This window comes from Mesorhizobium opportunistum WSM2075, from assembly GCF_000176035.2.
Classification (GTDB): Bacteria; Pseudomonadota; Alphaproteobacteria; order Rhizobiales; family Rhizobiaceae; genus Mesorhizobium; species Mesorhizobium opportunistum.
In genome coordinates, this window is the sequence record NC_015675.1 from 20033 (window position 1) to 41145 (window position 21113).

Sequence of the window (21113 nt, forward strand, 5' to 3'; positions counted from 1 at the left end):
CGAACTCAGAGCGTCCGGGTCACCATCTCGACGCGGAAGCACTCGATGACATCGCCGACCCGCATGTCCTCGTAGTTCTGGAAGGCCATGCCGCATTCCTGGCCGCCTGGGACTTCCGAAACCTCGTCCTTGAAGCGCTTGAGGGTCTTCAGCGTGCCTTCGTGGATGACGACGTTGTCGCGGATCAGGCGCACGCCCGCACCGCGCTCGACCTTGCCTTCGGTGACACGGCAGCCGGCGATCTTGCCGACCTTGGTGATGTCGAAGATCTCGAGGATCTCGGCATTGCCGATGAAGGTTTCGCGGCGCTCCGGCGACAGCAGACCCGACAGAGCCGCCTTCACGTCATCCACGAGGTTGTAGATGATCGAGTAGTAGCGGATCTCGATGCCAGCGGCCGCGGCGGCGGCACGTGCCTGCACATTGGCGCGGACGTTGAAGCCGATGATCGCCGCACCCGACGTTTCCGCCAGCGAGACGTCGCTTTCGGTGATGGCGCCGGCGCCGGCGTGGACGATGCGCGCACGCACCTCGTCGGTGCCGAGCTTGTCCAATGCCGCGTTGATCGCCTCGATCGAACCCTGCACGTCGCCCTTGATGACCAGCGGGAATTCCTTCAGCCCGCTTGTCTGCAACTGCGACATCATCTGTTCGAGCGAGCCGCGCTGGCCGGCATGCCTGGCGACCGCCTTCTCGCGGGCCAGACGCTGGCGATACTCGGTGATCTCGCGGGCGCGGGCCTCGTTGTTGACCACGGCGAAGCGGTCGCCGGCCTGCGGCGTGCCCTGAAGGCCGAGCACCTCGACCGGCATTGCCGGCGGCGCTTCCTTGATCTGCTCGCCGCGATCGTTGACCAGCGCGCGCACCCGGCCCCATTCGTTGCCGGCGACGAGGATGTCGCCCGGCATCAAGGTGCCGGTCTGCACCAGAACGGTGGCGACGGGACCACGGCCCTTGTCGAGCTGCGCCTCGATGACCACGCCCTCGGCGGTGCGGTCCGGATTGGCCTTCAGGTCGAGGATTTCGGCCTGCAGCAGGATCGCCTCGAGCAGCTTGTCGAGATTGGTGCCCTTGGTCGCCGACACTTCGACGTCCAGCACTTCACCGCCCATGGATTCGACGAAGACCTCATGGCGCAGCAGTTCGGAGCGAACCTTCTGCGGATCGGCGTCATGCTTGTCGATCTTGTTGATCGCCACGATGATCGGAACGCCGGCCGCCTTGGCATGGCTGATCGATTCGATCGTCTGCGGCATCACGCTGTCGTCGGCCGCCACCACCAGGATGGCGATGTCGGTGGCCTGGGCGCCGCGAGCGCGCATTGCCGTGAAGGCGGCGTGGCCGGGCGTGTCGATGAAGGTGATCTTCTGACCATTCTTCTCGACCTGATAGGCGCCGATATGCTGGGTGATGCCGCCGGCCTCGCCGGAGACGACATTGGCATTGCGGATGGCATCGAGCAGCGAGGTCTTGCCGTGATCGACGTGGCCCATGATGGTCACGACCGGCGGACGCGACACTAGGTCCTCGGCATTGTCGGCGATGTTGAACAGGCCTTCCTCGATGTCGGACTCGGCGACGCGGCGGACCGTGTGGCCGAATTCGGTGGCGACCAGTTCGGCCGTGTCGGCGTCGATGACGTCGCCGGGCTTCAGGATCTGGCCCTGCTTCATGAAGAACTTGACCACATCGACCGCACGTTCGGACATGCGCTGCGCCAGTTCCTGAATGGTGATGGTCTCGGGCAGGATCACTTCGCGCATGACTTTCTCGCGCGGCTCATTGTGCATCGCGCGCTTGAACTTTTCCTGGCGGCGGCGCATCGACGACAGCGAACGGGCCCGCGCATCCTCGTCGGTAAGCGCGGAGTTCAGCGTCAGCTTGCCACGGCGGCGGTCTTCCTCGCCCTTGGTCGGCTTGGCCGGCCGCGCCACTTCGGGCGTGACCGGGCGGCGCACCGGCGCACCGGCACCTGTCCGCTTCGGCTTGACCTCTTCCTCCTCGTCGGCGGTCGCCAACTCGGCTGCCAGCGGCGCGCGGCGGCGCGCCTCTTCCTCGGCACGACGGCGGGATTCGGCTTCCGTCTGCAGGCGTGCCTCTTCCTCGGCCTGACGGCGCGCGGATTCCTCACGCTCACGCTTGCGGCGCTCTTCGTCCTCGGCGCGGCGCTTGGCTTCCTCGGCGGCGCGCTGACGGTCCTCGACCTCGCGGACCTTGGAGCCTTCAAGCGCCCTGCGACGCGCTTCCATTTCGGAGCGCGACAGTTCGTTCAGCACCATGCCGCTGCGCTCGACCGGAGGCGGCGGGGGCGGAGGCGCCTTGGGCGCTTCCTGCACCACGGGTGGGGCGGCCACGACCGCCGCGGGCTTCGGCGTGAAGACGGGCGCAGGGGCAGCAGCAACCGGCTCCGGCTTGTCACCGGGCAGCGAGAACTTGCGCTTCTTGGTCTCGACCACGACCGACTTGGTACGGCCATGCGAGAAGTTCTGGCGCACGGTGCCCTGTTCCATGCCGGGGCGCTTCAACGTCAAGGTCTTCTTCGGCGTAACGCTCAACGTCTTGTCGTCGCCCGATTTCGTATCGCTCATTCCATATCCTCTGCAGCATCATCTTCGTCAGCAACGGCCGCAAGCATTGCCAGATCGTCCGGGGTACCGCCCCGATATCGGTCAAGCGCAACCATGCGCTTCTGGACCGCCTTACCCGCGTCTCCCGCGAGGACGGCAGCATGTATCACATTTGTACCCCCCAATGCCAAGCTCAACTCGGCCTCGGAGAAAAGTTTGTAGGCAAGGATGGAGGGGCCGCCGATATGGACGGTCGCCCGCCGCGCCTGGCTGATCTTGCGTACGCCGTCGTCGGACGCCTCGGTCGCGTGGAGCACGAAAAGTGCCAGTCCACCGCGCACTGCGCTCTCGACCTTGGTGGCACCAAGAGAAATCGCGCCTGCTTTGCGGGCGAGGCCCAGCATACCCAGAGCGGATCTGGAAAGCAGCCCGTCGACCATGCCGCCCAGATCGGGCGGCACGACCACCTGTGCCTTAAAGGCGCGGGCAAAGAGGTTCTTTGCCGCCGCCTTCTCGATATGTAGGCGGTCAGCGCTCACCCAGCAACCACGGCCGGGCAGATTTCTCTTGAGATCCGGAACGACGGCCGAATCCGGGCCGACGACGAACCGGATCAATTCATCCGGTTCGGCCTGCTTGCGGGTGACGATGCAGGTGCGATCGTTCATCTCGTCCAAGGGCGGGTTGTGTGCGATGCGGTTTCACCTCACGCACCAACGGCTTCGTCAGCCGGTGCTTCTTCGGCTGCAAGCTCGTCTTCGGTGATCCAGCCGGCCTTGAGACGGGCATTCAGCACCATCTGCTCGGCATCGGCGCGCGAAACGCCATGATTGGCCAGAACGCCGGGATACACCTTGGTCTCGCCGTCCTTGCGTTCCTTCCAGCCTGTCAGGTCGTCGGCGGCATAGCCGGCGAAATCCTCGATCGTCTTCACGCCGTCCTCGCCGAGCGTCACCATCATGGCGGTGGTGATGCCGGGGATTTCACGCAGCTCGTCCGAGACGCCCAGCGCCTTGCGCTTGTCGTCATGCTCGGCCTCGATCTTCTCGAGATATTCGCGGGCACGGGTCTGGATTTCCGACGCGGTGTCCTCATCGAAGCCGTCGATCGAGGCGATTTCGCCGGCATCGACATAGGCGACTTCCTCGACGCTGGTGAAGCCTTCCGAGGCCAACACCTGGCCGACCATCTCGTCGACGTCGAGAGCTTCCATGAACAGCGCCGAGCGCTCGACGAATTCCTTCTGGCGGCGTTCGGACTCCTCGGCCTCGGTCAGGATGTCGATATCCCAGCCGGTGAGCTGCGAGGCGAGACGCACGTTCTGGCCGCGGCGGCCGATGGCCAGCGACAGCTGATCGTCGGGAACCACCACCTCGATGCGCTCCGCGTCCTCGTCGAGCACGACCTTGGCGACTTCGGCCGGCTGCAGCGCGTTGACGATGAAGGAGGCGGCCGAGGGCGACCACGGAATGATGTCGATCTTCTCGCCCTGCAGTTCGCCGACGACGGCCTGGACGCGGCTGCCGCGCATACCGACGCAGGCGCCGACCGGATCGATCGAGCTGTCACGCGAGATGACGGCGATCTTGGCGCGCGAGCCCGGGTCGCGGGCGACCGACTTGATCTCGATGATGCCGTCGTAGATTTCCGGCACTTCCATGGTGAAGAGCTTGGCCATGAACTGCGGATGGGTGCGCGACAGGAAGATCTGCGGGCCGCGCTGCTCGCGACGCACGTCGTAGACATAGGCGCGGACGCGGTCGCCATATTTGTAGTTTTCGCGCGGGATCAGCTCGTCGCGGCGGATGATCGCCTCGCCACGGCCGAGATCGACGATGACGTTGCCATACTCGACGCGCTTGACGGTACCGTTGACGATCTCGCCGATGCGGTCCTTGTATTCGTCATACTGGCGGTCGCGCTCGGCCTCGCGCACCTTCTGCACGATGACCTGCTTGGCCGACTGGGCCGCGATGCGGCCGAAATCCATCGGCGGCAGCTGTTCGGCGATGAAGTCGCCAAGCTGGGCATCGGGATTGCGCTCGCGCGCCGAGGAAATGGCGATCTGGGTGGCGTAGTCATCGACTTTCTCGACCACTTCCATCAGCCGCTGCAGCTTCATCTCACCGGTGTTGGGATTGATGTCGGCGCGGATGTTGGTCTCCTGGCCGTAACGCGAGCGCGCCGCCTTCTGGATCGCATCGGCCATGGCGGCGATGACGATCGACTTGTCGATCGACTTTTCACGCGCGACGGCGTCGGCAATCTGCAGCAGTTCAAGTCTGTTGGCGCTTACAACCATGTTTTTTCTCCCGAGCCTGTCAGCCGGGCTTTTACGCCCGGCAGCTCAATCAACTTTCCTGTTCGTGTTCTTCCGTGGCGTCGGCTTCCGTACCCTCGGGCACGTCGTCGTCCGGCTCGCCGCGGCGTTTCTTGGCTTCCTTGCGCGCCCTGTTGTCCTTCGACAACGCATCGCGGATGAGGTCGTCGGTCAGGATCAACCGGGTCTCGGAAATGGCGTCGTAGGGTACGCGCACCGTCGGCTCCTCGCCATAGGCCGCCTTGTCGCGCTCGATGAGCACATCGTTCTCACCAGCCTCGGCGATCTTGCCCTTGAAACGCTTGCGATCGGCGACGACGACCGATGTTTCCATCTTCACCAAATGGCCGGTCCAGGTCACGAAATCCGATTTGCGCACCAGCGGCCGATCGATGCCGGGCGAAGAGACTTCGAGATGGTACGCCTTCTCGATCGGATCGTCGACATCGAGCGCCGGCGACACCGCGCGGCTGACCTCTTCGCAATCCTCGACGGTCATGGTGCCGTCCTCGCGCTCGGCCATGATCTGCAGCGTCAGCCCGTTCTGGCCGGACAGATGCACGCGCACGAGGCGAAAGCCGATGCCGCGCAGCACCGGCTGGATGATCAGCGCGATGCGCGCATCGATACCGCTTTCGCGGATGATGCGGTCGTCACCTTCGCTTGTCATTGCAGTCATCAATTGCCTGTCGTTCGTTTCGCAAGTTCTTTAGTTTGCGCATCGGAACCATCCGAAAACCGCTTCGCACTTTTCGGTCCGATTCACCCGGCAGGTAATAAAAAAGAGCGGGACCGGGTGGACCCACTCTTCGTCATACCGACCAAGAATTTGAGGCTGATATAAACGAACACCGCCTGTGTTTCAAGCCCGCCGTGACAACCCGCCGTGCAAGGCCGGCAAAAGCCCTGACGGCGTCAGCATTGCTCCAGGCGCATGGCGCCCATGCGGCAACCCCCCTGCGAAAGGCGGCAGGGTGTCCTTATTTATTAGCCACGACACGAATGGACGCGGCGCTGTGGCGCGCGAAAGGACAAAATCATGGGCAACCGCAGACTACTTTCCGCCTTGGGCGACCTCTTCACCGCATTCGGCGGCGCGGTCGCCGCCTCGCGCGCCGTGGAAGCCGGCCGCAAGCCGCGTGCCGACGACCTGCGCAAGGTGGACATGGACCCGGCTATCTTCAACAGGATCGGCCGTTTTTGAAAATCTGACGAGAGGCGCCGTGAGGGCGCCTATGTCCTGACAAAGGTCAGATAGGCCGGCCGCCGGCCCTCGCGAATGGCCTTCGCCTCGTAACGCGTACCCGGCCAGCCCGCATAGGGGCTGTTCCAGTCGCCGGCATCCGCTGCTTGCCATGCGAAGGCGCCATGCGCCCGGCAATGCAGCAAGGTCCAATTCACATAAGTGTCGATGTCGGACGCGAAGCGGAACTTTGAGCCTGGCTTCAGGACGCGCGCGAAGCGGTCGAGATTGACCGCACTGACGAAGCGCCGTTTCCAGTGCTTCTTCTTCGGCCAGGGATCCGGATAGAGAAGATCGATGCCGTCGAGCGATGCCGGCGGCAGCCAATCGAGCAGCCGGGTGGCATCGTCATCGAAGACACGCAGATTGGCCAGCGGCCGCTGCCTAACTGCCATCATCATCTTGGCCATGCCGTTGACGAAGGGCTCGACGCCGACAAATCCGGTTGTCGGCGCCTCGATGGCGCGGTGCAGAAGATGTTCGCCGCCGCCAAAGCCGATCTCAAGGCGAACGGCCGAGACGTCGGCTTCGAACAGGGTGCGCAGCTCCGACGGCGCTTCAGCCGTCAGATCGAGTCGGTAGGTGCCGAGACCGCTTTCCAGGGCAGCCGCCTGCTGCGGGCGGACCGGCTTGCCACGCCGACGGCCGAAGAAGGCTTCGGTCGCACGGCTTGGCCTGTCGTCGGGGCTCATCTGGTGCCGCAGGATCTGTCGGGCGCTCAGGCCGCGACAGCATCCTTGAGCGCCTTGGCCAGATCGGTCTTCTCCCAGGAGAAGGACCCGTCACGGCCAGCCTTGCGGCCAAAATGGCCATAGGACGACGTTTTGGCATAGATCGGCTTGTTGAGATCGAGATGACGGCGGATGCCGGATGGCGACAGGTCCATCACGGTGCGCAGCGCATCCTCGAGCTTTGCCTCGTCGACCTTGCCGGTGCCGTGCAGGTCGACATAGACCGACAAGGGCTGGGCGACGCCGATGGCGTAGGAAAGCTGGATGGTGCAGCGGTCGGCAAGCTTGGCCGCCACGACATTCTTGGCCAGATAGCGCGCCGCGTAGGCCGCCGAACGGTCGACCTTGGTGGTGTCCTTGCCGGAGAAGGCGCCACCGCCGTGCGGTGCCGCACCGCCATAGGTATCGACAATGATCTTGCGGCCGGTCAGCCCGGCATCGCCGTCCGGTCCGCCAATGACGAACTTGCCGGTCGGGTTGATGTACCACATGCAGTCGTCGGCGATCTTGAGGTCGCCGAGCGCCTCGCGGATGTAGGGTTCGACGACCTTGCGGACCTTCTTGGAATCCCAGCTTGAATCCAGATGCTGGGTCGACAGCACGATCTGCGTAGCCTCGGCGGCCTTGCCGTCCACGTAGCGGACGGTGACCTGGCTCTTGGCGTCCGGCCCGAGCTTACCGGCCTCGCCATTATTCTGGTGACGGGCGGCGGCCAGAAGTTCGAGGATCTTGTGGCTGTAGTAGATCGGCGCCGGCATCAGGTCCGGCGTTTCGCGGCAAGCATAGCCGAACATGATGCCCTGGTCGCCGGCACCTTCTTCGCCCTGGCGATCGGCGGCGTTGTCGACGCCCTGGCCGATGTCAGGCGACTGGCCATGCAGTAGGACTTCGATCTTCGCCGTCTTCCAGTGGAAACCGGCCTGTTCGTAGCCGATCTCGCGGATAGCCTTGCGGGCGACAGATTTGAACTTCGCCGGATTCACGACAGGGTGGCCCGCCGCGTCCATGAGGACGTTGCCGGCCTTGTCCTTCTTCAGCAGCGTCTCTGGAACGCGCACCTCGCCGGCGATGACGACGCGGTTGGTGGTCGCCAAGGTCTCGCAGGCGACGCGGACTTTCCACGGGTCCATGCCGGTCTTCTTGGCCTCACGGTAGACCAGATCGACAATCTCGTCGGAAATCCGGTCACAGACTTTGTCGGGATGGCCCTCGGCAACGGATTCCGAGGTAAAGAAGTAGTTCTGCCGCGTCACGGGTGTCCCCTCTTGAAAAACGATCGGCAGGCTGCCGATTTTGGCGCGCCACGTGTTAGCGGGGCAAAGCGCTGCTCGTCAAGCGTCGCCGCCGTCCTGGCATGAATGTCGGAGCCGATATTTTATGCCACCGGCGGCGCGGTGCCGCCGGTTCGAAGCGCATTACGGATCAGTCGAGATCGTCGGCGGCGAGCGACTTCACAAGGTCGATGATCCTTCGGCGCACCTTGACGTCGGCGATTTTGACAAAGGCACGGTTGAGCTGGAGTCCTTCTGGACTGCCGCAGAATTCGACGGCGAAAGCCATCGACGCATCCTCGGCAAAGCCGCGGTTGGCCGAGGATTCCTGGCCTGGCGCATCCTCGAAAAAGAAGGCGACGGGCACGCCGAGTATGGAAGCAATCGCCTGCAGGCGGCTGGCGCCGACGCGGTTGGTGCCCTTTTCATACTTCTGGATTTGTTGAAATGTGATGCCGAGATTCTCGCCCAGCTTTTCCTGGCTCATTCCGAGCATATTGCGGCGAAGCCGGATGCGGCTTCCAACGTGGATGTCTATGGGATTCGGCTTTTTCTTGTTTTCTTCTGTCATTTTTTCCTCGCCGAATTTTTTCGGCTTTGTGATTTTTTTCTCGCCCAAACAAAGCCGGAGGCGACTGCCCCAACAGTATGATCCACCGGCTTCGAGAAATTTCAGGCGGTACAGTATGAGTTTCTAATGTGCCAACTGTCAATTCACCCGTAGCCTTTGCCTTACGTTCAACAGTGCCCCGCCCAGCGCAAACAGCAACATGATCAGCATTCCGTTAATGCGTCGCTGCCCCTCGGAAACGACTGCCTGTTCGGCAATAGGCACCTTCACATCAATGGCCCCGCGCGCGTCGATCGCCAGCGCATCGACGATGCGTCCACGTGGGTCGACAACGGCCGAGATGCCATTGTTGGCGGCACGCAACAAGGGCAACCCGTTCTCCACAGCGCGAATCTGAGCCTGCCTGAAATGCTGATACGGCCCCGGCGTGTCGCCGAACCAGGCATCATTGGTAACGTTCACAATAAGCTGTGCTGACGTAGCGTCAACTGCCACCAGGTCGGGAAAGATCACCTCGTAGCAGATAAATGGCAGGGCACGAAGGCCGCCCGGCAGCGTGATGGCGTGGCGCTCGTTGCCGGCCGTGAACGTCATCGGCCCGGCGACGAGCTGTTCGATGCCGAAACGGCTGAGCAGATCGGCGAATGGCAGGTATTCGCCAAACGGCACCAGATGGACCTTGTCGACGGCATCGGCGATTTCGCCCTTGTCGTCGATCGCCACCACCGAATTATAGTAGCGGCTGTCGGCACCGGCGGCCGAGCCGCCTTCCTCGCGAACGACGCCGGCGATCAGCATCTGGCCGTCGCCCAGCATGTCGCCCAGCGCCGTCAACGCGTCAGGGCGCTCGGTGAAAAGGAACGGCACCGAGGTTTCCGGCCACAAGATCAGCTGCGGCCTGTCGTGACTGGGGTCCGGCGCCTTGGCGGACAGGCCCAGCAAGGTGGCGAAGATGCGATCGCGCACCGAGGCGTCCCACTTCTCCGACAGGTCCACGGCCGGCTGAACGATGCGGACATTCAAACTGCGCTCCGCCGGTTTTTCGGGAGCGGCGAGCCTGACATAGCCGAAGCCGACATGGGCGGCGGCGAGCACGACAAACAGCGCCGCGCCAAGGCGCAGGTGCCGGCGCGCCGCCAGCAGCGCCGGCAGCGCGAAGAGGAACACGGCGAGCGCGTTCATGCCGACCATGCCGGTCACCGAGACGCTCTGCATCAGAAGGGGCACGGGCATCGCCGCGTAGCCGATCGCATTCCAGGGAAAACCTGTGAACAGGAAGCCGCGCAGCCACTCGGCCAGCGCGAAGCCGAAGGCGAGTGCCGCGATGCGGCCGATATCGCTGCTCCACAAGAGCCGGGCGATCACTGTTGCAAAGCCATAGAAAAAGGCGAGCGCGAAGGGAATGCCGATCACCGCGAACGGAAGCGCCCAGGCAAAGCTGTCGGCCTCGACCAGCAGCGCCGAACCGATCCACCAGAGACCGGCGAGGAAATAGCCGAAGCCGAACCACCAGCCGACGGCAAAAGCCGGCCGCAGGCGCCGAAACAGGCTGCCGGAGGCTTCGCCGGTCGCGCCGTCGAGCAACCAGACCAGCACCGGAAACGAGATGAAGCAAGCGGCGAAGAAATCGTATGGCGCCTGGCCAAGCACCGCCAGGGCGCCTGCGAGAAAGGCCACGAGCGCGCGCCGCCAACCCCAAAGCAGAATTATCCGGCCGGCAAGGCGCACCATGCATACTTCCGAGTCGTGCGAATCAGGAAGGAAGATTTAACAGGCCGCGGTCCGCGCTCCAAACGCTGGCCGGTCGACTATGGTTTCCCACCGAAGCGGCTACCGGTGCCAGCCCTCTATCCGCATGCCACCAAGCCGTTCGGCCTCCTCGCGGGACACGACGCGGATGGTCTGCGAGAAAGTCCAGACGTGGCCTTCGGGATCGCGCGCCCGATACTGGCGTTCGCCGTAGAACTGGTCCGCCGGCTCCTGGATTATTACAGCACCGGCCGCCCGCGCCTGCTCGCAATGGCCATCCAGTCCGTCCTTCAACCTGACATAGACCGACTGCGTGTTCTTGCCCGAGACCGAAGCCGGGCTGGCGACATAATCGCTCCATTCGGAATCGACGATGATGGTGCAATCGCCGAACCGCATCTCGGCGTGGACGAGCTTGCCCTCGGCATCGCTGACCACCATGCTGCGCTCGAAGCCGAAAGCCGCTTCGAGCCAGTCCAACGCGGCACGCGGATCCCTGTAAAATACACCGGAACCCAGGCTCGCATGCTTGAACGGGTCGTCGATCGTCATCGAGCGCGCGAAACGCTCACGCCTGCTCGGTGCGCGCCGTGGCGCGCCGGCGGCGCTCGCCCTTCTGGCTCTGCACGATGCGCACGCGCTTGACGCGGCGCGGATCGGCATCGAGCACATGGAACTCGAAACCGGGGATGGCCTGCACCACCTCGCCGCGCGCCGGCACGCGGCCGAGCGTGTTGAAGATCATGCCGCCGATGGTGTCGACATATTCGCCATGTTCGCCGGCGGCGAAACCCTCGCCGATCATCTTGGCGACTTCGTCGATCTCGGCCTTGCCGTCGACGACGAACACGCCGTCACCGGCCTGGGTGATCATCGGCTCGTCGTCGTCATGCTCGTCCTCGATGTCGCCGACGACCATTTCGACGATGTCCTCGAGCGAGACAAGGCCATCCGTGCCGCCATATTCGTCAATGACCAGCGCCATCTGCGTGCGCGTCGTCTGCATGCGGCCCATCAGGTCGGAGGCAAGCATCGATGGCGGCACAAACAGAACCTGGCGGATCAGGTTGAGCTCGCCGATGGTGCGCGAAAGGTCGACCTGGGCAAGATCGAGCTGCGTGGCGACGGGCGTCTTCCTGGTCGTGCGGCCCTTCTTGACGCGCGCGAGCTTGGTGATGTGGGCCAGAACGTCGCGGATATGGACCATGCCGCGCGGATCATCGAGCGTCTCGGAATAGACCGGCATGCGGGAATGGCCAGATTGTTCGAAGGTGCCCAGTAGGTCGCCGAGCGTCGTCGTGATCTCGACCCCCTGGATGTCGGCGCGCGGCACCATGACGTCCTCGACCCGCACTTCGCGCAGGCGCAGGATGTTGTTGAGCATGGCGCGTTCGCCAGGCGAGAAGGCGCCGGCATCACTCGCCGTCTCGGCCAGCGCGCCGGCGATTTCCTCGCGCAGGCTGGTGCCGTTGCGTTGCCGGAACAGGCCCAGCACGCGTTCGAACAGGGAGGGGCCGGCAGGCGAAGTTTCGCTGGCAACGCTGCCGGTGCTGGTAGCACCAGGAGTAACGGTACTCGGACTTGATCCCTCTTCCGACGTATCGGAAGCCTTGGGCGCACTGCCGGCGTCGGGGCGGGCGGCAGTCTCTGGTTTGTCGTTCATCTTCGTCCGGTCAATTGGTCTTTTGTAGTTACGCGTAGGGATCGGGAATGGCAAGCCTTGCAAGCGCTGCGCGTTCGACGGCTTCCATCGCCTCGGCCTCGGTGTCGGTCTCGTGGTCGTAGCCCATGAGGTGCAGCAGGCCGTGGATCACGAGATGGGTGATATGGTTCTCCAAGGGCTTGTCTTCCAGTGCCGCCTCGCGCGCCACCGTTTCGGCGGCGAGCACGATGTCGCCCAGCATCGGCGGCAATGGACCATCCTTTACATGCGGAAAAGCCGGGAAAGACAAGACGTTGGTGGGTTTGTCCTTGCCGCGCCAGTCTGCATTCAAGGTTCGGATATGAGCGTCGTCGGAAAAAACGATGCTGAGTTCGGATTGTCCTGCCGCACCAGTTTCGGCGAAAGCAACCGCGACAGCGCGATCGACCAATCGCGCCAGGCTTGCCTCAGCGGGCCAGTCGCCCGCTTCAATCGATATATCGATCTCGACGGGAAGGCTCCCGTCGACGGATGTGCTGTCCTCAGGCATGAGGCCGCATCGTCAGATCAATTCTCGGCACCGAGGCCGCGCGCCAGCTTGGCGTCGCGGTCATAGGCCCTGACGATTTCCGCCACCAGCGGATGGCGAACGACGTCGATATCGTTGAAGCGCACGGTTACAGCGCCGGCCACGCCGTCGAGCACACGCAAGGCCTCGACCAGGCCCGATTTGGTGCTCGGTGGCAGGTCGATCTGGGTGGGATCGCCGGTGACGATCATGCGCGAGTTCTCGCCGAGACGGGTGAGAAACATCTTCATCTGCATAGGCGTGGTGTTCTGCGCTTCGTCGAGGATGACGGCGGCATGCGCCAGCGTGCGACCGCGCATGAAGGCGAGCGGCGCGATTTCGATGACTTCGGCGGCAATCGCACGCTCGACCTTGTCGGCCGGCATCATGTCGTAGAGCGCGTCATAGAGCGGCCGCAGATAGGGATCGACCTTCTCCTTCATGTCGCCCGGCAGGAAGCCCAGCCGTTCGCCGGCCTCGACGGCCGGCCGCGACAGGATGATGCGTTCAACCATGCCGCGTTCGAGCAGCATCGCTGCGTGCGCCACCGCCAGATAGGTCTTGCCGGTGCCGGCCGGACCGATGCCGAACACCAGTTCCGACCGCTCCAGCGCCCGCATGTAGGCGTCCTGGTTGAGCGAGCGGGCATAGATCGTCTTCTTGCGGGTGGCGATCTGGGCAGCGGAAACCTTGCCCTTGCGCTCCAGCGTCGGCAGCGTGAGCTGATCGTCGGCGGCGACCGCCATGCGCACGGCGCCGTCGACGTCGGACTGGCCGATATCGACGCCCTTCTGGAGGATCCCGTAGAGATTGTCCAAGGCGCGGCGTGCCTGCTCGGCGGCCGAAGCGGATCCCTTGATGGTCAGCTGGTTGCCGCGCGAGCGTATGTCGACGCCGAGCTTTTGCTCGAGCCGGGCAAGGTTTTCATCGAACTGGCCGTAAAGGGCGCTGGCAAGCTTGTTGTTGTCGAAAGTCAGAACGATGTGCGCCATATCAGAAGCCCCAGATGCCGGTACCGGGGGCAGGTTCTTCAGCTCTGCTGCGCTCAACCGTCTCTCCTCATCTGCCGAGACCCTCAGGCCAATTCGGCGAACAGGCTGTTGTAGCCCGTCTTCGTGATTCGCACCTGGATAATGTCACCGATTTCGCCGGCCTTTTCATCAACAATAACCGGCTGCAGCCAGGGCGAACGGCCGACCTTCTGGCCGGACTGGCGGCCGGGCTTCTCGATCAGCGTGTCGATTGTACTGCCAATCAGGCTCAGACCGAAATCCTGCTGCTGTTTCAAGAGCAGCGCCTGCAGACGCTGCAGGCGCTCGTCCTTGACCGTCTCCGGCACGTGATCGGCCATCTCGGCGCCCGGCGTGCCCGGACGCGGCGAATATTTGAACGAAAAGGCCGAGGCGTAGTTCACCTGGCGCACCAGTTCCATGGTCGCCTCGAAATCGGCTTCCGTCTCGCCGGGGAAACCGACGATGAAATCGCCTGATAGCGCGATGTCGGGCCGGGCAGCGCGGATGCGGTCGAGCAGCGCCAGATAATCCCTCGCCGTGTGCCTGCGGTTCATCGCCTTGAGGATGCGGTCCGATCCGGACTGCACGGGCAGATGCAAATAAGGCATCAGCGAGGGCAGATCGCGGTGGGCGGCGATCAGTTCGTCGTCCATGTCGCGCGGGTGGCTGGTGGTGTAGCGCAGCCGCGCCAGCCCCGGGATTTGGGCCAGCCGATGCAGCAGCCGGCCAAGGCCCCATTCCTCGGTCCTGCCCCCCTTGGTGTCGCCCTGGCCGTGCCAGGCATTGACGTTCTGGCCAAGCAGCGTCACCTCGCGCACCCCGGCCTCGGCCAGGCGCTCGGCCTCGGCGACGATCTGCGCCACCGGCCGCGAGACTTCGGAGCCTCTCGTATAGGGCACGACGCAGAAGGTGCAGAACTTGTCACAGCCTTCCTGCACGGTGAGGAAGGCGGTCACGCCGCGCTTGATGACCTCGGCGCGCTTCGGCTGCGGCAGATGCTCGAACTTGTCCTCGATGGCATAGTCGGTCTCGACGATCTTCTCGCCGCCGCGCACTCTCGCCAACACGTCTGGCAGGCGATGATAGGTCTGCGGCCCGATGACCAGATCGACGGCGGGCGAACGGCGGATGATCTCGGCGCCTTCGGCCTGCGCCACGCAGCCGGCAACGCCGATCAGCAACTCGCGGCCGACGCTGGCGCGCTCCGCCTTCATGTCGCGGATGCGGCCGAGTTCGGAATAGACCTTCTCGGCGGCTTTTTCCCTGATATGGCAGGTGTTGAGCAGCACCAGATCGGCCTCGCCGATGGCACCTGTCGCGGTATAGCCGTCAGCGGCCAGCGCATCAGCCATGCGCTGTGAATCATAGACGTTCATCTGGCAGCCATAGGTCTTGATGAAGACCTTTTTCGCTGCCACGGCGTGCACCGCCGGATGTCCAGCCAGCGTGCCGATGTCGTCACTTTCAATCGTGTTCAAGTCCATCTGGCGGCTTCTAACGCCTTTCCGTGACAAAAAACAGACGATTCTCGCCATGCGCCCGCAGACGCGGGGCTGGAATTAGCGGCTCGGGCGCGGATCGGCGAGTGCCGCCATCATCATATCGCGCACCTGGCTTTCCATCAGTTTCGCCGTTTCCTTGCGGTTCGAACCCTTGGAAAACGCGATCGGATCGCCGAAATGCACTTCGACATCGAGTGCGCCTTCCGCCATCAGCACCTTGAGATGCGGCATCAAGTCCTCGTCACCGATCCAGGCCGAGATCGGCCGGTGGCGGCGGCCGAGCGGCACGCCGTGCAGGCGGGTATAGGCGATCGCCACCGGCTGGATGAAGACCTGCTCGGCCGCGCCCTCCGAAATCGCCATCGAGGCGGCGCCGAACAGGGTGCTCTTGAAGGGCAGGATGGCATTGCCGTCACCGGTCGAGCCCTCGGCGAACAACACCATGGCGTCGCCCTTGGCCATGCGATTGGCGATCTCGCTCGCCTGGTCGCCCGAGGAGCGCTTGCGTTCGCGCTCGATGAAGACGGTGCGCTGCAGCTTCGACAGCATGCCGATCAGCGGCCAGCCTTCCATATCGGCCCTGGCGATGAATTTTACATCGGCAAAAGAACCCAGAACCATGATGTCGGTCCAGGAAATGTGGTTCGAAGCAACCAGCAAGGGCCGTTTGTCGGACAGCGTCCCCTTGACATGGACGCGCATGCCGAGCGCCCTGAGGATCAGCCGATGCCAGATCTTGAGGATGAATGTTTCCGGCCACCAGCCGGTTTTCATCGACAGCATCTGCAACGGCACGAGGATCAGCGAACCGGCGACGACGAGGCCCAGGGCCAGGAAAATCCTGATTTTCTTGATCATCGCCCTACCCCGATCTCTGGCTAGCGAAGATCGCGGCGCATGACAAGCGCGCCGGTGGGTCCGCGATCGGGCGACTTGTAGTAGTCCGGCCGCTTGCCGACCTCGCGGAAGCCCAGCCGCCGGTAGAGGGCGATCGCGGCGACATTGGTCTCGTCGACTTCGAGGAACAGCGCTTCGGCGCGCTGGGCGTGCAGCTCACGCAGCACCGCATCCATCAACTGCCAGCCAAGCCCCTGGCGACGATGCGATCGCCCCACCGCAACTGTCAGGATCTCGCCCTCGCCGGCGGCCAGCCGGGCCAGCACGACGCCCACCGGCGGCTTGGCGCCCTGCCCCGTTTCGCGTGCGGCGTAACCGAACACGGTGTCCTGTTCGAGCAAGGCGGCGAACTCGCCATCGGTCCACGGGCGGACGAAGTCCTCGCGATGCAGCAGCGAGACGGCCGGGCTGTCGGTAATCCTGAGCGGCTCGAGCGCATAGTCCCGGCGGCGCGGCTGAAGGAAAGGAATGCGCATTAATTTTGTTGCCTTGATAAAATGAACCCGGCCTGCGGCTTAGCGTCGGCACCGCGCAAATAAAGCGGTTTCGGCCTCTCGCCCGCGCCCTTGACGGCGGCCAGCCGGGCGTAGGTGAGGATGTCGGCGGTGGCCGTCCGAGGCCCGATATCGAAACCACGACCGGCCGATGCGGCGATCTGTGCTGCCGCGGTGCCGGCGAGCACCGCAGAGCTTTCGATCGCCATTCCAGTGGCCTCAGCCAGCGTGGCCACGGCCGGACCGTAAGTCAAAACTGACATTTGATCATAGAGAGCAGCATGGATCTCTTCACGCCCGGCATCGAGCGCCGCCAGCACGGCGCGGCCAGGAAATGCCGCTGCTGCTTCAGCCGCCAGCGCCTCGAGCGTCGTCACACCGATCGCGGGAATCTTAAGCGCCAGCGCCAGACCACGCGCGGTCGAGACGCCGACGCGCAGGCCGGTGAAGGAACCTGGGCCGACGGAGACGGCAATGGCGCCAAGACCGGCATAGTCGGTCGCGCCCGCCTTCAGCGCCTCGGCGATGACCGCCATCAGATGCTCGGCATGGCCTTTGCCGAGATCGAGCACCGAGCGGCCAAGCTCCAGCCCAACCGCCGCGTCGTAGACGCAGGCGGCGCAGAGGCTGGCGGCACAGTCGATGGCAAGCACTTTCATGAAACAACCGGTTCCGAGAAACACCTCCCTGTGCCCGCCAAGGCGCGCCACCGCAAGCATAATTTGTTAAGCGGCTTCGCTTCGAAGGGCGAGCTATGCGACCTGTTCGATGCGCAGCATGTGGTTGTCCCAGACATAGTCCGGCTCCGACCGCATCGCACCGCTGCCCTCGATGATCTCGCCCGCACCCGTGGTGGCCATGAAGCCAGTCCCATCCGGCGCCACGCCGCAGACCTCGACCAGCGCGCTGTTCGAGAGGACCTGGCCGCTGGCAGCATCGATCACGACCAACGAATTGCCTTCCGGCGACGATACGGCAACGGTGCCGGATCCAGGATTGGCGGCGACCGAGCCGATATAGTTGCGGAAGCCGGCCAGCACGTCCCCCTGCATGTCGAGCAACTGCAAGTCCTTGCCGCGCGCGGCGCGGCCGACCAGCAGCGGACGATCCGTGCCCGGCCCCCTGTACTGGCAACCGAACCAGACGGTGCCGGCCTGGTCGGTGTCCATGTGGCGGATCGACAGTTGGTGCAGTGGCGCCGGCAGTTCGTGCTTTTCGATGAGATCGCCGGTGACGCGGTCGACCAGCACATAGGACGGCTTCATGGTGGCGATGTTGAGCTCGGCCCGGCCGTAATCCGGATGGGTCTCGATGCCGCCATTGGCAACCGCGATCGTCCTGCCGTCGCCCAGCAGCAGAAGCTCGTGGGGCCCCATCCCATACGTCGGGAATTCGCCGACACGGCTGAATTTCGCGCGCGCATCGTAGACGCCGACGACCCCGGCGGCATTGTCGAAGTCGTTCTCGGTGGCGTAGAGCAAGGCGCCGTCGGGCGAGAACACGCCATGGCCGAAGAAATGCCGGCCAGGGATGCTGGCGATGGTCAGCGGGGCGTCGCGCCCGGTATGATCGAAGACGACAGCGAAGGTGCCGGGCTGGCGGGCGAAGACCACCGAACGCTTCGACATCGGATCGAAGGTGACGTCATGACCGCGATCTGGCAGGTCGATCGTGTGCAGCACCTTGCCGGCCTCGGACAGGACGGCGGCGCCAAAACTGCCGTCACGCTTGACGAAGGCGGTGGCGAAGACAGCGTCCGCCGCAAGCGTCATGGCCCACGCCGACGGCGCCATCGCCGCGGCAAAGCCGATGCCCGCGGCCCGGAGAAAATCCCGGCGATCGATGAGTGGCGTTTTCAAGGATCAGTCTCCATCCAGCGACGAGAAGCCGGCGGTCAGGCCGAATTCGGCGGTCAGCCGGGTGCCGATCAGGGTCGACAGGCTGGAGGTGATCAGTGCGAAATGCTCGAGCTTGCCGCGCAGCGCCTGATCGGCGAGTGCCTTGTCGATCGGACCCTGGACCGACTTCGCGGTGGCGACGCCGTTGACGAGCTGGATGTGGATCGATTCCGCCATCCAGCGCGCATCTTCAGGCAATGCGTTGCCAAGCTTCGAGACCTGGAACAGCCGATCGATGCCGTCCAGGTTTCCGGCCAGCGAATTGCCGGTGTTTTGCGAACGCCAGTAGATCGCCTGTTTCGGCTTGTCGGCCTCAGGCTTGCCACCCAGAAACCCCTTCAGGCGGACATCGCGAACCATTTCCAGCTCGTTGATGAAGACGCCGACCAGTTCGGTCACGGCTTCGTTGCCGTCGCGGTAAAGCGGGTTTTGCGGCCCTGGATTGGCCCAGAGAGCCGCAAAGCCGTCGGGCTTGTTCCAGGCGTCGTTGACGTCTTTGGCCATGGTCCCGATATTGCCGGCTACCGCCGCGCCGTAGGCGCAGCGGTAGGGATCGTCCTTGCCCGCCAACGCGTCGGCGCCGTCGCCGAAAAGCACGAATTCCAGCGCGCCTTGCATGGCAACGCTCTTGCCGGCCAGCTGTGCCGGATCGGTCGCGGTCGGATCCTTGGCCGACAATGCCGCCTGCACCTGCTTCAGGCCGATGCTCTTGCGGTCCGGCCAGAACAGCATGCGCTCCAGCCGGTTGTTTTCCTTGATCGGCCCAAGGCCGATGATCTCGGCCGACGACCAGGCATAGACCGTGGCCGAAAATTCGGTCCGCGCCGCGTCGAGTTCCCCTGGCGAAGGCGCTTCGCACAGCTCGTGCATCGCCTTCGCCAGGGCTTGCGTGTGCTCATGCAGGCCGGCATAGGCCGGGCGGACAAAGCCGTCGATCGCGCGCTGGATGACATCGGAGGCCTTCACCGCCGCCGATGCGGGCAAGGCGCCCAGCAGGGCCAGCGGAAGAACGAGAAACAGCGCGGAACGCTTCAGCATCAAAGTGACTCCAGGAATTCGAGCAGCGCACTGCGCTCAGCGGCGTTGGCGGCGGCAAAACGGTCGCGCGCCTTCTGGCCCTCGCCACCATGCCACAGGATCGCCTCGGTCAGGCTGCGCGCGCGTCCGTCATGCAGAAAGAAGGAATTGCCGTTGACGGTCCCAGTAAGGCCGATGCCCCACAGCGGCGGGGTGCGCCATTCGTTGCCCGTGGCCTCACCCACGGCCTGTCCGTCGGCAAGATCAGGCCCCATGTCGTGCAGCAGGAAGTCGGAATAGGGCCAGATCAGCTGGAAGGCCTGCGCCTTGTCAGGGGCATCACGGCGGGTGACGAATTTCGGCGCGTGACAGGAAACGCAGCCGATGTCGTAGAAGACCTTCTTGCCGGCGAGCACATCGGGCGCGTCGCGGTCGCGGCGTGCGGGCACGGCCAGGTTCCGCGAATAGAAGGTGACGAGATCCATCACCGGTGGCGGCGCTTCGGCGGAACCAAGACGCTGCTGGACGCCGTTCGGCATAGCAAGGCATTTTGCCTGCGCTATAGTGCAGTCACCCCAGTGTTTCGATTCTTCAGGCGTCGAGATGCCGATGTCACCGGCAAAGGCATCGGCCGCCTGCTGGCGGATCGATGCGGTCTGCGCCTTCCAGCCGAAACGGCCAAGCGTCAGTTCCCCGCCCTGGCCGTCGCGCACGATGTTCGGCCTGCCGGAAATGCCGTCGCCGTCATGGTCTTGCGGATCGGCATGGGCCAGAATGTCGGCCGGCGCGATCTGCTCGATCAGGCCAAGCCCGATCATCGGCGGCGTCAGGCGCGGCGACAATGTCGTGCGCGGATCAAGCGGCCCATAGGCGGGATCGGTGACCGAATAGCTGGGCTTGCGCAGGGAAACCACGGTGCCATCCGTCAGCTCTACTTTACGTTCCTGATAGTCGACATGCATCCTGCCTTCGCCGCGCAGGCCGGGCACCGCTAGTTCCTGCAGCTGCGTGCCGTAGACCGGGTCGGGGAAGTTGAGCACCTGGTGGTCGGCAAGGGCGGCCTTCTCTTCCGCGCTGCTGGCGTCTCGGGCCAAGCGCAGGAACATCGAGGTGCTGCCAAGGTCGCCTTGCGGCGGGCGGCCGCGGCCATCCTTCAGATGGCAATTCTGGCAGGCGCGTTCGTTGAACAGCGGGCCAAGCCCGTCCGAGGCCTGCGTCGAGGATGGCGACGACACCCAGTTCTTGCGGAACAGCGCATTGCCGAGCTTGAAGGTGCCTTCTTCCTCGAAGGTGATGTTGGCCGACGATTGCGAGAAGGCGTCGCGGTTGACGTCCTTCTCCGAGGTTCCGGCGCCACCCTGCATCAACTCGAACCGCTCGGGCTTGGAGAAATCCGCGGTCGGCCTGGTGATGGCGGTGACACGCGCCTGATCCTTCGCATCGAGGTCGGTGCGCGTGGTGGCGAGGCCGGCGGGTTGAAGGTCGCCGGCCAGCGCCGACGAGGTCAGCGCCAGCACGAGAATGGCGCAGCGCCGACCCGTCGAACCGGCTGGCTTCCGAAGGGGCGGCGAGCTTTCCGCCCGCCGCAAGCGGCGCAAGAATTCTAATGGGCGCCGCATTCCCGCATATC

Annotated in this window: 20 protein-coding genes; 1 reads left to right on the plus strand and 19 read right to left on the minus strand. The window is 64.2% G+C overall.

The window, feature by feature from the left end:
- Positions 1-5: 5 nt before the first annotated feature.
- The 4 genes from infB to rimP are packed head-to-tail and all read right to left on the minus strand — an operon-like array spanning position 6 to position 5566.
- Positions 6-2588, minus strand: a complete 2583-nt coding sequence (gene infB, locus MESOP_RS00100) for a translation initiation factor IF-2 (protein ID WP_013891267.1) — start codon at positions 2586-2588, stop codon at positions 6-8.
- Complete coding sequence (locus tag MESOP_RS00105) at positions 2585-3235, minus strand: RNA-binding protein (RefSeq protein WP_013891268.1); 651 nt, start codon at positions 3233-3235, stop codon at positions 2585-2587. The genes infB and MESOP_RS00105 overlap by 4 nt, the downstream gene beginning before the upstream one ends.
- Before the next feature lie 38 nt (positions 3236-3273).
- Positions 3274-4869: a transcription termination factor NusA gene (gene nusA / locus MESOP_RS00110; RefSeq protein ID WP_013891269.1), complete on the minus strand. Its 1596-nt coding sequence runs from the start codon at positions 4867-4869 to the stop codon at positions 3274-3276.
- Positions 4870-4918: 49 nt separating this feature from the next.
- Positions 4919-5566, minus strand: coding sequence for a ribosome maturation factor RimP (rimP, locus tag MESOP_RS00115; RefSeq protein ID WP_013891270.1), 648 nt, complete (start codon positions 5564-5566; stop codon positions 4919-4921).
- Positions 5567-5926: 360 nt separating this feature from the next.
- On the opposite strand from rimP, the gene MESOP_RS35490 reads away from it, so the two are divergent.
- Positions 5927-6091 carry a hypothetical protein gene (locus tag MESOP_RS35490; protein ID WP_013891271.1) on the plus strand — a complete coding sequence of 55 codons (165 nt, stop codon included), beginning with the start codon at positions 5927-5929 and terminating at the stop codon, positions 6089-6091.
- Positions 6092-6120: 29 nt separating this feature from the next.
- Here the strand turns inward: MESOP_RS35490 and trmB are convergent, their stop codons facing one another.
- The 15 genes from trmB to MESOP_RS00190 all read right to left on the minus strand — a co-directional run bounded on the left by trmB (position 6121) and on the right by MESOP_RS00190 (position 21102).
- Positions 6121-6822 carry a tRNA (guanine(46)-N(7))-methyltransferase TrmB gene (gene trmB, locus MESOP_RS00120; RefSeq protein ID WP_013891272.1) on the minus strand — a complete coding sequence of 234 codons (702 nt, stop codon included), beginning with the start codon at positions 6820-6822 and terminating at the stop codon, positions 6121-6123.
- A gap of 26 nt (positions 6823-6848) precedes the next feature.
- Positions 6849-8114 (minus strand): methionine adenosyltransferase, encoded by a 1266-nt coding sequence (metK, locus tag MESOP_RS00125; RefSeq protein ID WP_013891273.1) that lies wholly within the window; start codon positions 8112-8114, stop codon positions 6849-6851.
- Between the two features lie 169 nt (positions 8115-8283).
- Positions 8284-8703 carry a helix-turn-helix domain-containing protein gene (locus MESOP_RS00130; RefSeq protein ID WP_013891274.1) on the minus strand — a complete coding sequence of 140 codons (420 nt, stop codon included), beginning with the start codon at positions 8701-8703 and terminating at the stop codon, positions 8284-8286.
- Positions 8704-8841: 138 nt separating this feature from the next.
- Positions 8842-10434 carry an apolipoprotein N-acyltransferase gene (lnt, locus tag MESOP_RS00135; RefSeq protein ID WP_013891275.1) on the minus strand — a complete coding sequence of 531 codons (1593 nt, stop codon included), beginning with the start codon at positions 10432-10434 and terminating at the stop codon, positions 8842-8844.
- Between the two features lie 99 nt (positions 10435-10533).
- The gene (locus tag MESOP_RS00140; RefSeq protein ID WP_013891276.1) at positions 10534-11004 is read right to left on the minus strand and encodes a VOC family protein; all 471 of its coding nucleotides are present in this window, start codon (positions 11002-11004) and stop codon (positions 10534-10536) included.
- A 16-nt stretch (positions 11005-11020) separates the two neighbouring features.
- Complete coding sequence (locus MESOP_RS00145) at positions 11021-12115, minus strand: hemolysin family protein (protein WP_013891277.1); 1095 nt, start codon at positions 12113-12115, stop codon at positions 11021-11023.
- 28 nt (positions 12116-12143) lie between these two features.
- On the minus strand, positions 12144-12644 hold the full coding sequence (gene ybeY / locus MESOP_RS00150) for an rRNA maturation RNase YbeY (protein WP_013891278.1): 501 nt from the start codon (positions 12642-12644) through the stop codon (positions 12144-12146).
- Positions 12645-12661: 17 nt separating this feature from the next.
- On the minus strand, positions 12662-13654 hold the full coding sequence (locus MESOP_RS00155) for a PhoH family protein (RefSeq protein WP_023766987.1): 993 nt from the start codon (positions 13652-13654) through the stop codon (positions 12662-12664).
- An 83-nt stretch (positions 13655-13737) separates the two neighbouring features.
- Positions 13738-15159 (minus strand): tRNA (N6-isopentenyl adenosine(37)-C2)-methylthiotransferase MiaB, encoded by a 1422-nt coding sequence (gene miaB, locus MESOP_RS00160; RefSeq protein ID WP_013891280.1) that lies wholly within the window; start codon positions 15157-15159, stop codon positions 13738-13740.
- Between the two features lie 75 nt (positions 15160-15234).
- Positions 15235-16035: a lyso-ornithine lipid O-acyltransferase gene (gene olsA, locus MESOP_RS00165; protein WP_013891281.1), complete on the minus strand. Its 801-nt coding sequence runs from the start codon at positions 16033-16035 to the stop codon at positions 15235-15237.
- 20 nt (positions 16036-16055) lie between these two features.
- Entirely contained in the window at positions 16056-16550 is a 495-nt protein-coding gene (locus MESOP_RS00170) for a GNAT family N-acetyltransferase (RefSeq protein ID WP_013891282.1), read from the minus strand.
- Complete coding sequence (gene tsaB, locus MESOP_RS00175; protein WP_041164451.1) at positions 16550-17227, minus strand: tRNA (adenosine(37)-N6)-threonylcarbamoyltransferase complex dimerization subunit type 1 TsaB; 678 nt, start codon at positions 17225-17227, stop codon at positions 16550-16552. The genes MESOP_RS00170 and tsaB overlap by 1 nt, the downstream gene beginning before the upstream one ends.
- Before the next feature lie 93 nt (positions 17228-17320).
- The gene (locus tag MESOP_RS00180) at positions 17321-18427 is read right to left on the minus strand and encodes a DUF1513 domain-containing protein (RefSeq protein WP_013891284.1); all 1107 of its coding nucleotides are present in this window, start codon (positions 18425-18427) and stop codon (positions 17321-17323) included.
- 3 nt (positions 18428-18430) lie between these two features.
- Positions 18431-19504: an imelysin family protein gene (locus tag MESOP_RS00185; protein ID WP_013891285.1), complete on the minus strand. Its 1074-nt coding sequence runs from the start codon at positions 19502-19504 to the stop codon at positions 18431-18433.
- Positions 19504-21102 (minus strand): di-heme oxidoreductase family protein, encoded by a 1599-nt coding sequence (locus MESOP_RS00190; protein WP_013891286.1) that lies wholly within the window; start codon positions 21100-21102, stop codon positions 19504-19506. The genes MESOP_RS00185 and MESOP_RS00190 overlap by 1 nt, the downstream gene beginning before the upstream one ends.
- Positions 21103-21113: the final 11 nt, after the last annotated feature.

Coding starts and splice junctions, on each gene's coding strand:
- olsA (WP_013891281.1), bottom strand. CDS start 16,035: ATGATCAAGAAAATCAGGATTTTCCTGGCCCTGGGCCTCGTCGTCGCC.
- rimP (WP_013891270.1), bottom strand. CDS start 5,566: ATGACTGCAATGACAAGCGAAGGTGACGACCGCATCATCCGCGAAAGC.
- MESOP_RS00170 (WP_013891282.1), bottom strand. CDS start 16,550: ATGCGCATTCCTTTCCTTCAGCCGCGCCGCCGGGACTATGCGCTCGAG.
- miaB (WP_013891280.1), bottom strand. CDS start 15,159: ATGGACTTGAACACGATTGAAAGTGACGACATCGGCACGCTGGCTGGA.
- trmB (WP_013891272.1), bottom strand. CDS start 6,822: ATGAGCCCCGACGACAGGCCAAGCCGTGCGACCGAAGCCTTCTTCGGC.
- tsaB (WP_041164451.1), bottom strand. CDS start 17,227: ATGAAAGTGCTTGCCATCGACTGTGCCGCCAGCCTCTGCGCCGCCTGC.
- MESOP_RS00145 (WP_013891277.1), bottom strand. CDS start 12,115: ATGAACGACAAACCAGAGACTGCCGCCCGCCCCGACGCCGGCAGTGCG.
- MESOP_RS00130 (WP_013891274.1), bottom strand. CDS start 8,703: ATGACAGAAGAAAACAAGAAAAAGCCGAATCCCATAGACATCCACGTT.
- MESOP_RS00155 (WP_023766987.1), bottom strand. CDS start 13,654: ATGGCGCACATCGTTCTGACTTTCGACAACAACAAGCTTGCCAGCGCC.
- MESOP_RS00185 (WP_013891285.1), bottom strand. CDS start 19,504: ATGCTGAAGCGTTCCGCGCTGTTTCTCGTTCTTCCGCTGGCCCTGCTG.
- MESOP_RS35490 (WP_013891271.1), top strand. CDS start 5,927: ATGGGCAACCGCAGACTACTTTCCGCCTTGGGCGACCTCTTCACCGCA.
- MESOP_RS00105 (WP_013891268.1), bottom strand. CDS start 3,235: ATGAACGATCGCACCTGCATCGTCACCCGCAAGCAGGCCGAACCGGAT.
- MESOP_RS00140 (WP_013891276.1), bottom strand. CDS start 11,004: ATGACGATCGACGACCCGTTCAAGCATGCGAGCCTGGGTTCCGGTGTA.
- lnt (WP_013891275.1), bottom strand. CDS start 10,434: ATGGTGCGCCTTGCCGGCCGGATAATTCTGCTTTGGGGTTGGCGGCGC.
- ybeY (WP_013891278.1), bottom strand. CDS start 12,644: ATGCCTGAGGACAGCACATCCGTCGACGGGAGCCTTCCCGTCGAGATC.
- MESOP_RS00190 (WP_013891286.1), bottom strand. CDS start 21,102: ATGCGGCGCCCATTAGAATTCTTGCGCCGCTTGCGGCGGGCGGAAAGC.
- infB (WP_013891267.1), bottom strand. CDS start 2,588: ATGAGCGATACGAAATCGGGCGACGACAAGACGTTGAGCGTTACGCCG.
- nusA (WP_013891269.1), bottom strand. CDS start 4,869: ATGGTTGTAAGCGCCAACAGACTTGAACTGCTGCAGATTGCCGACGCC.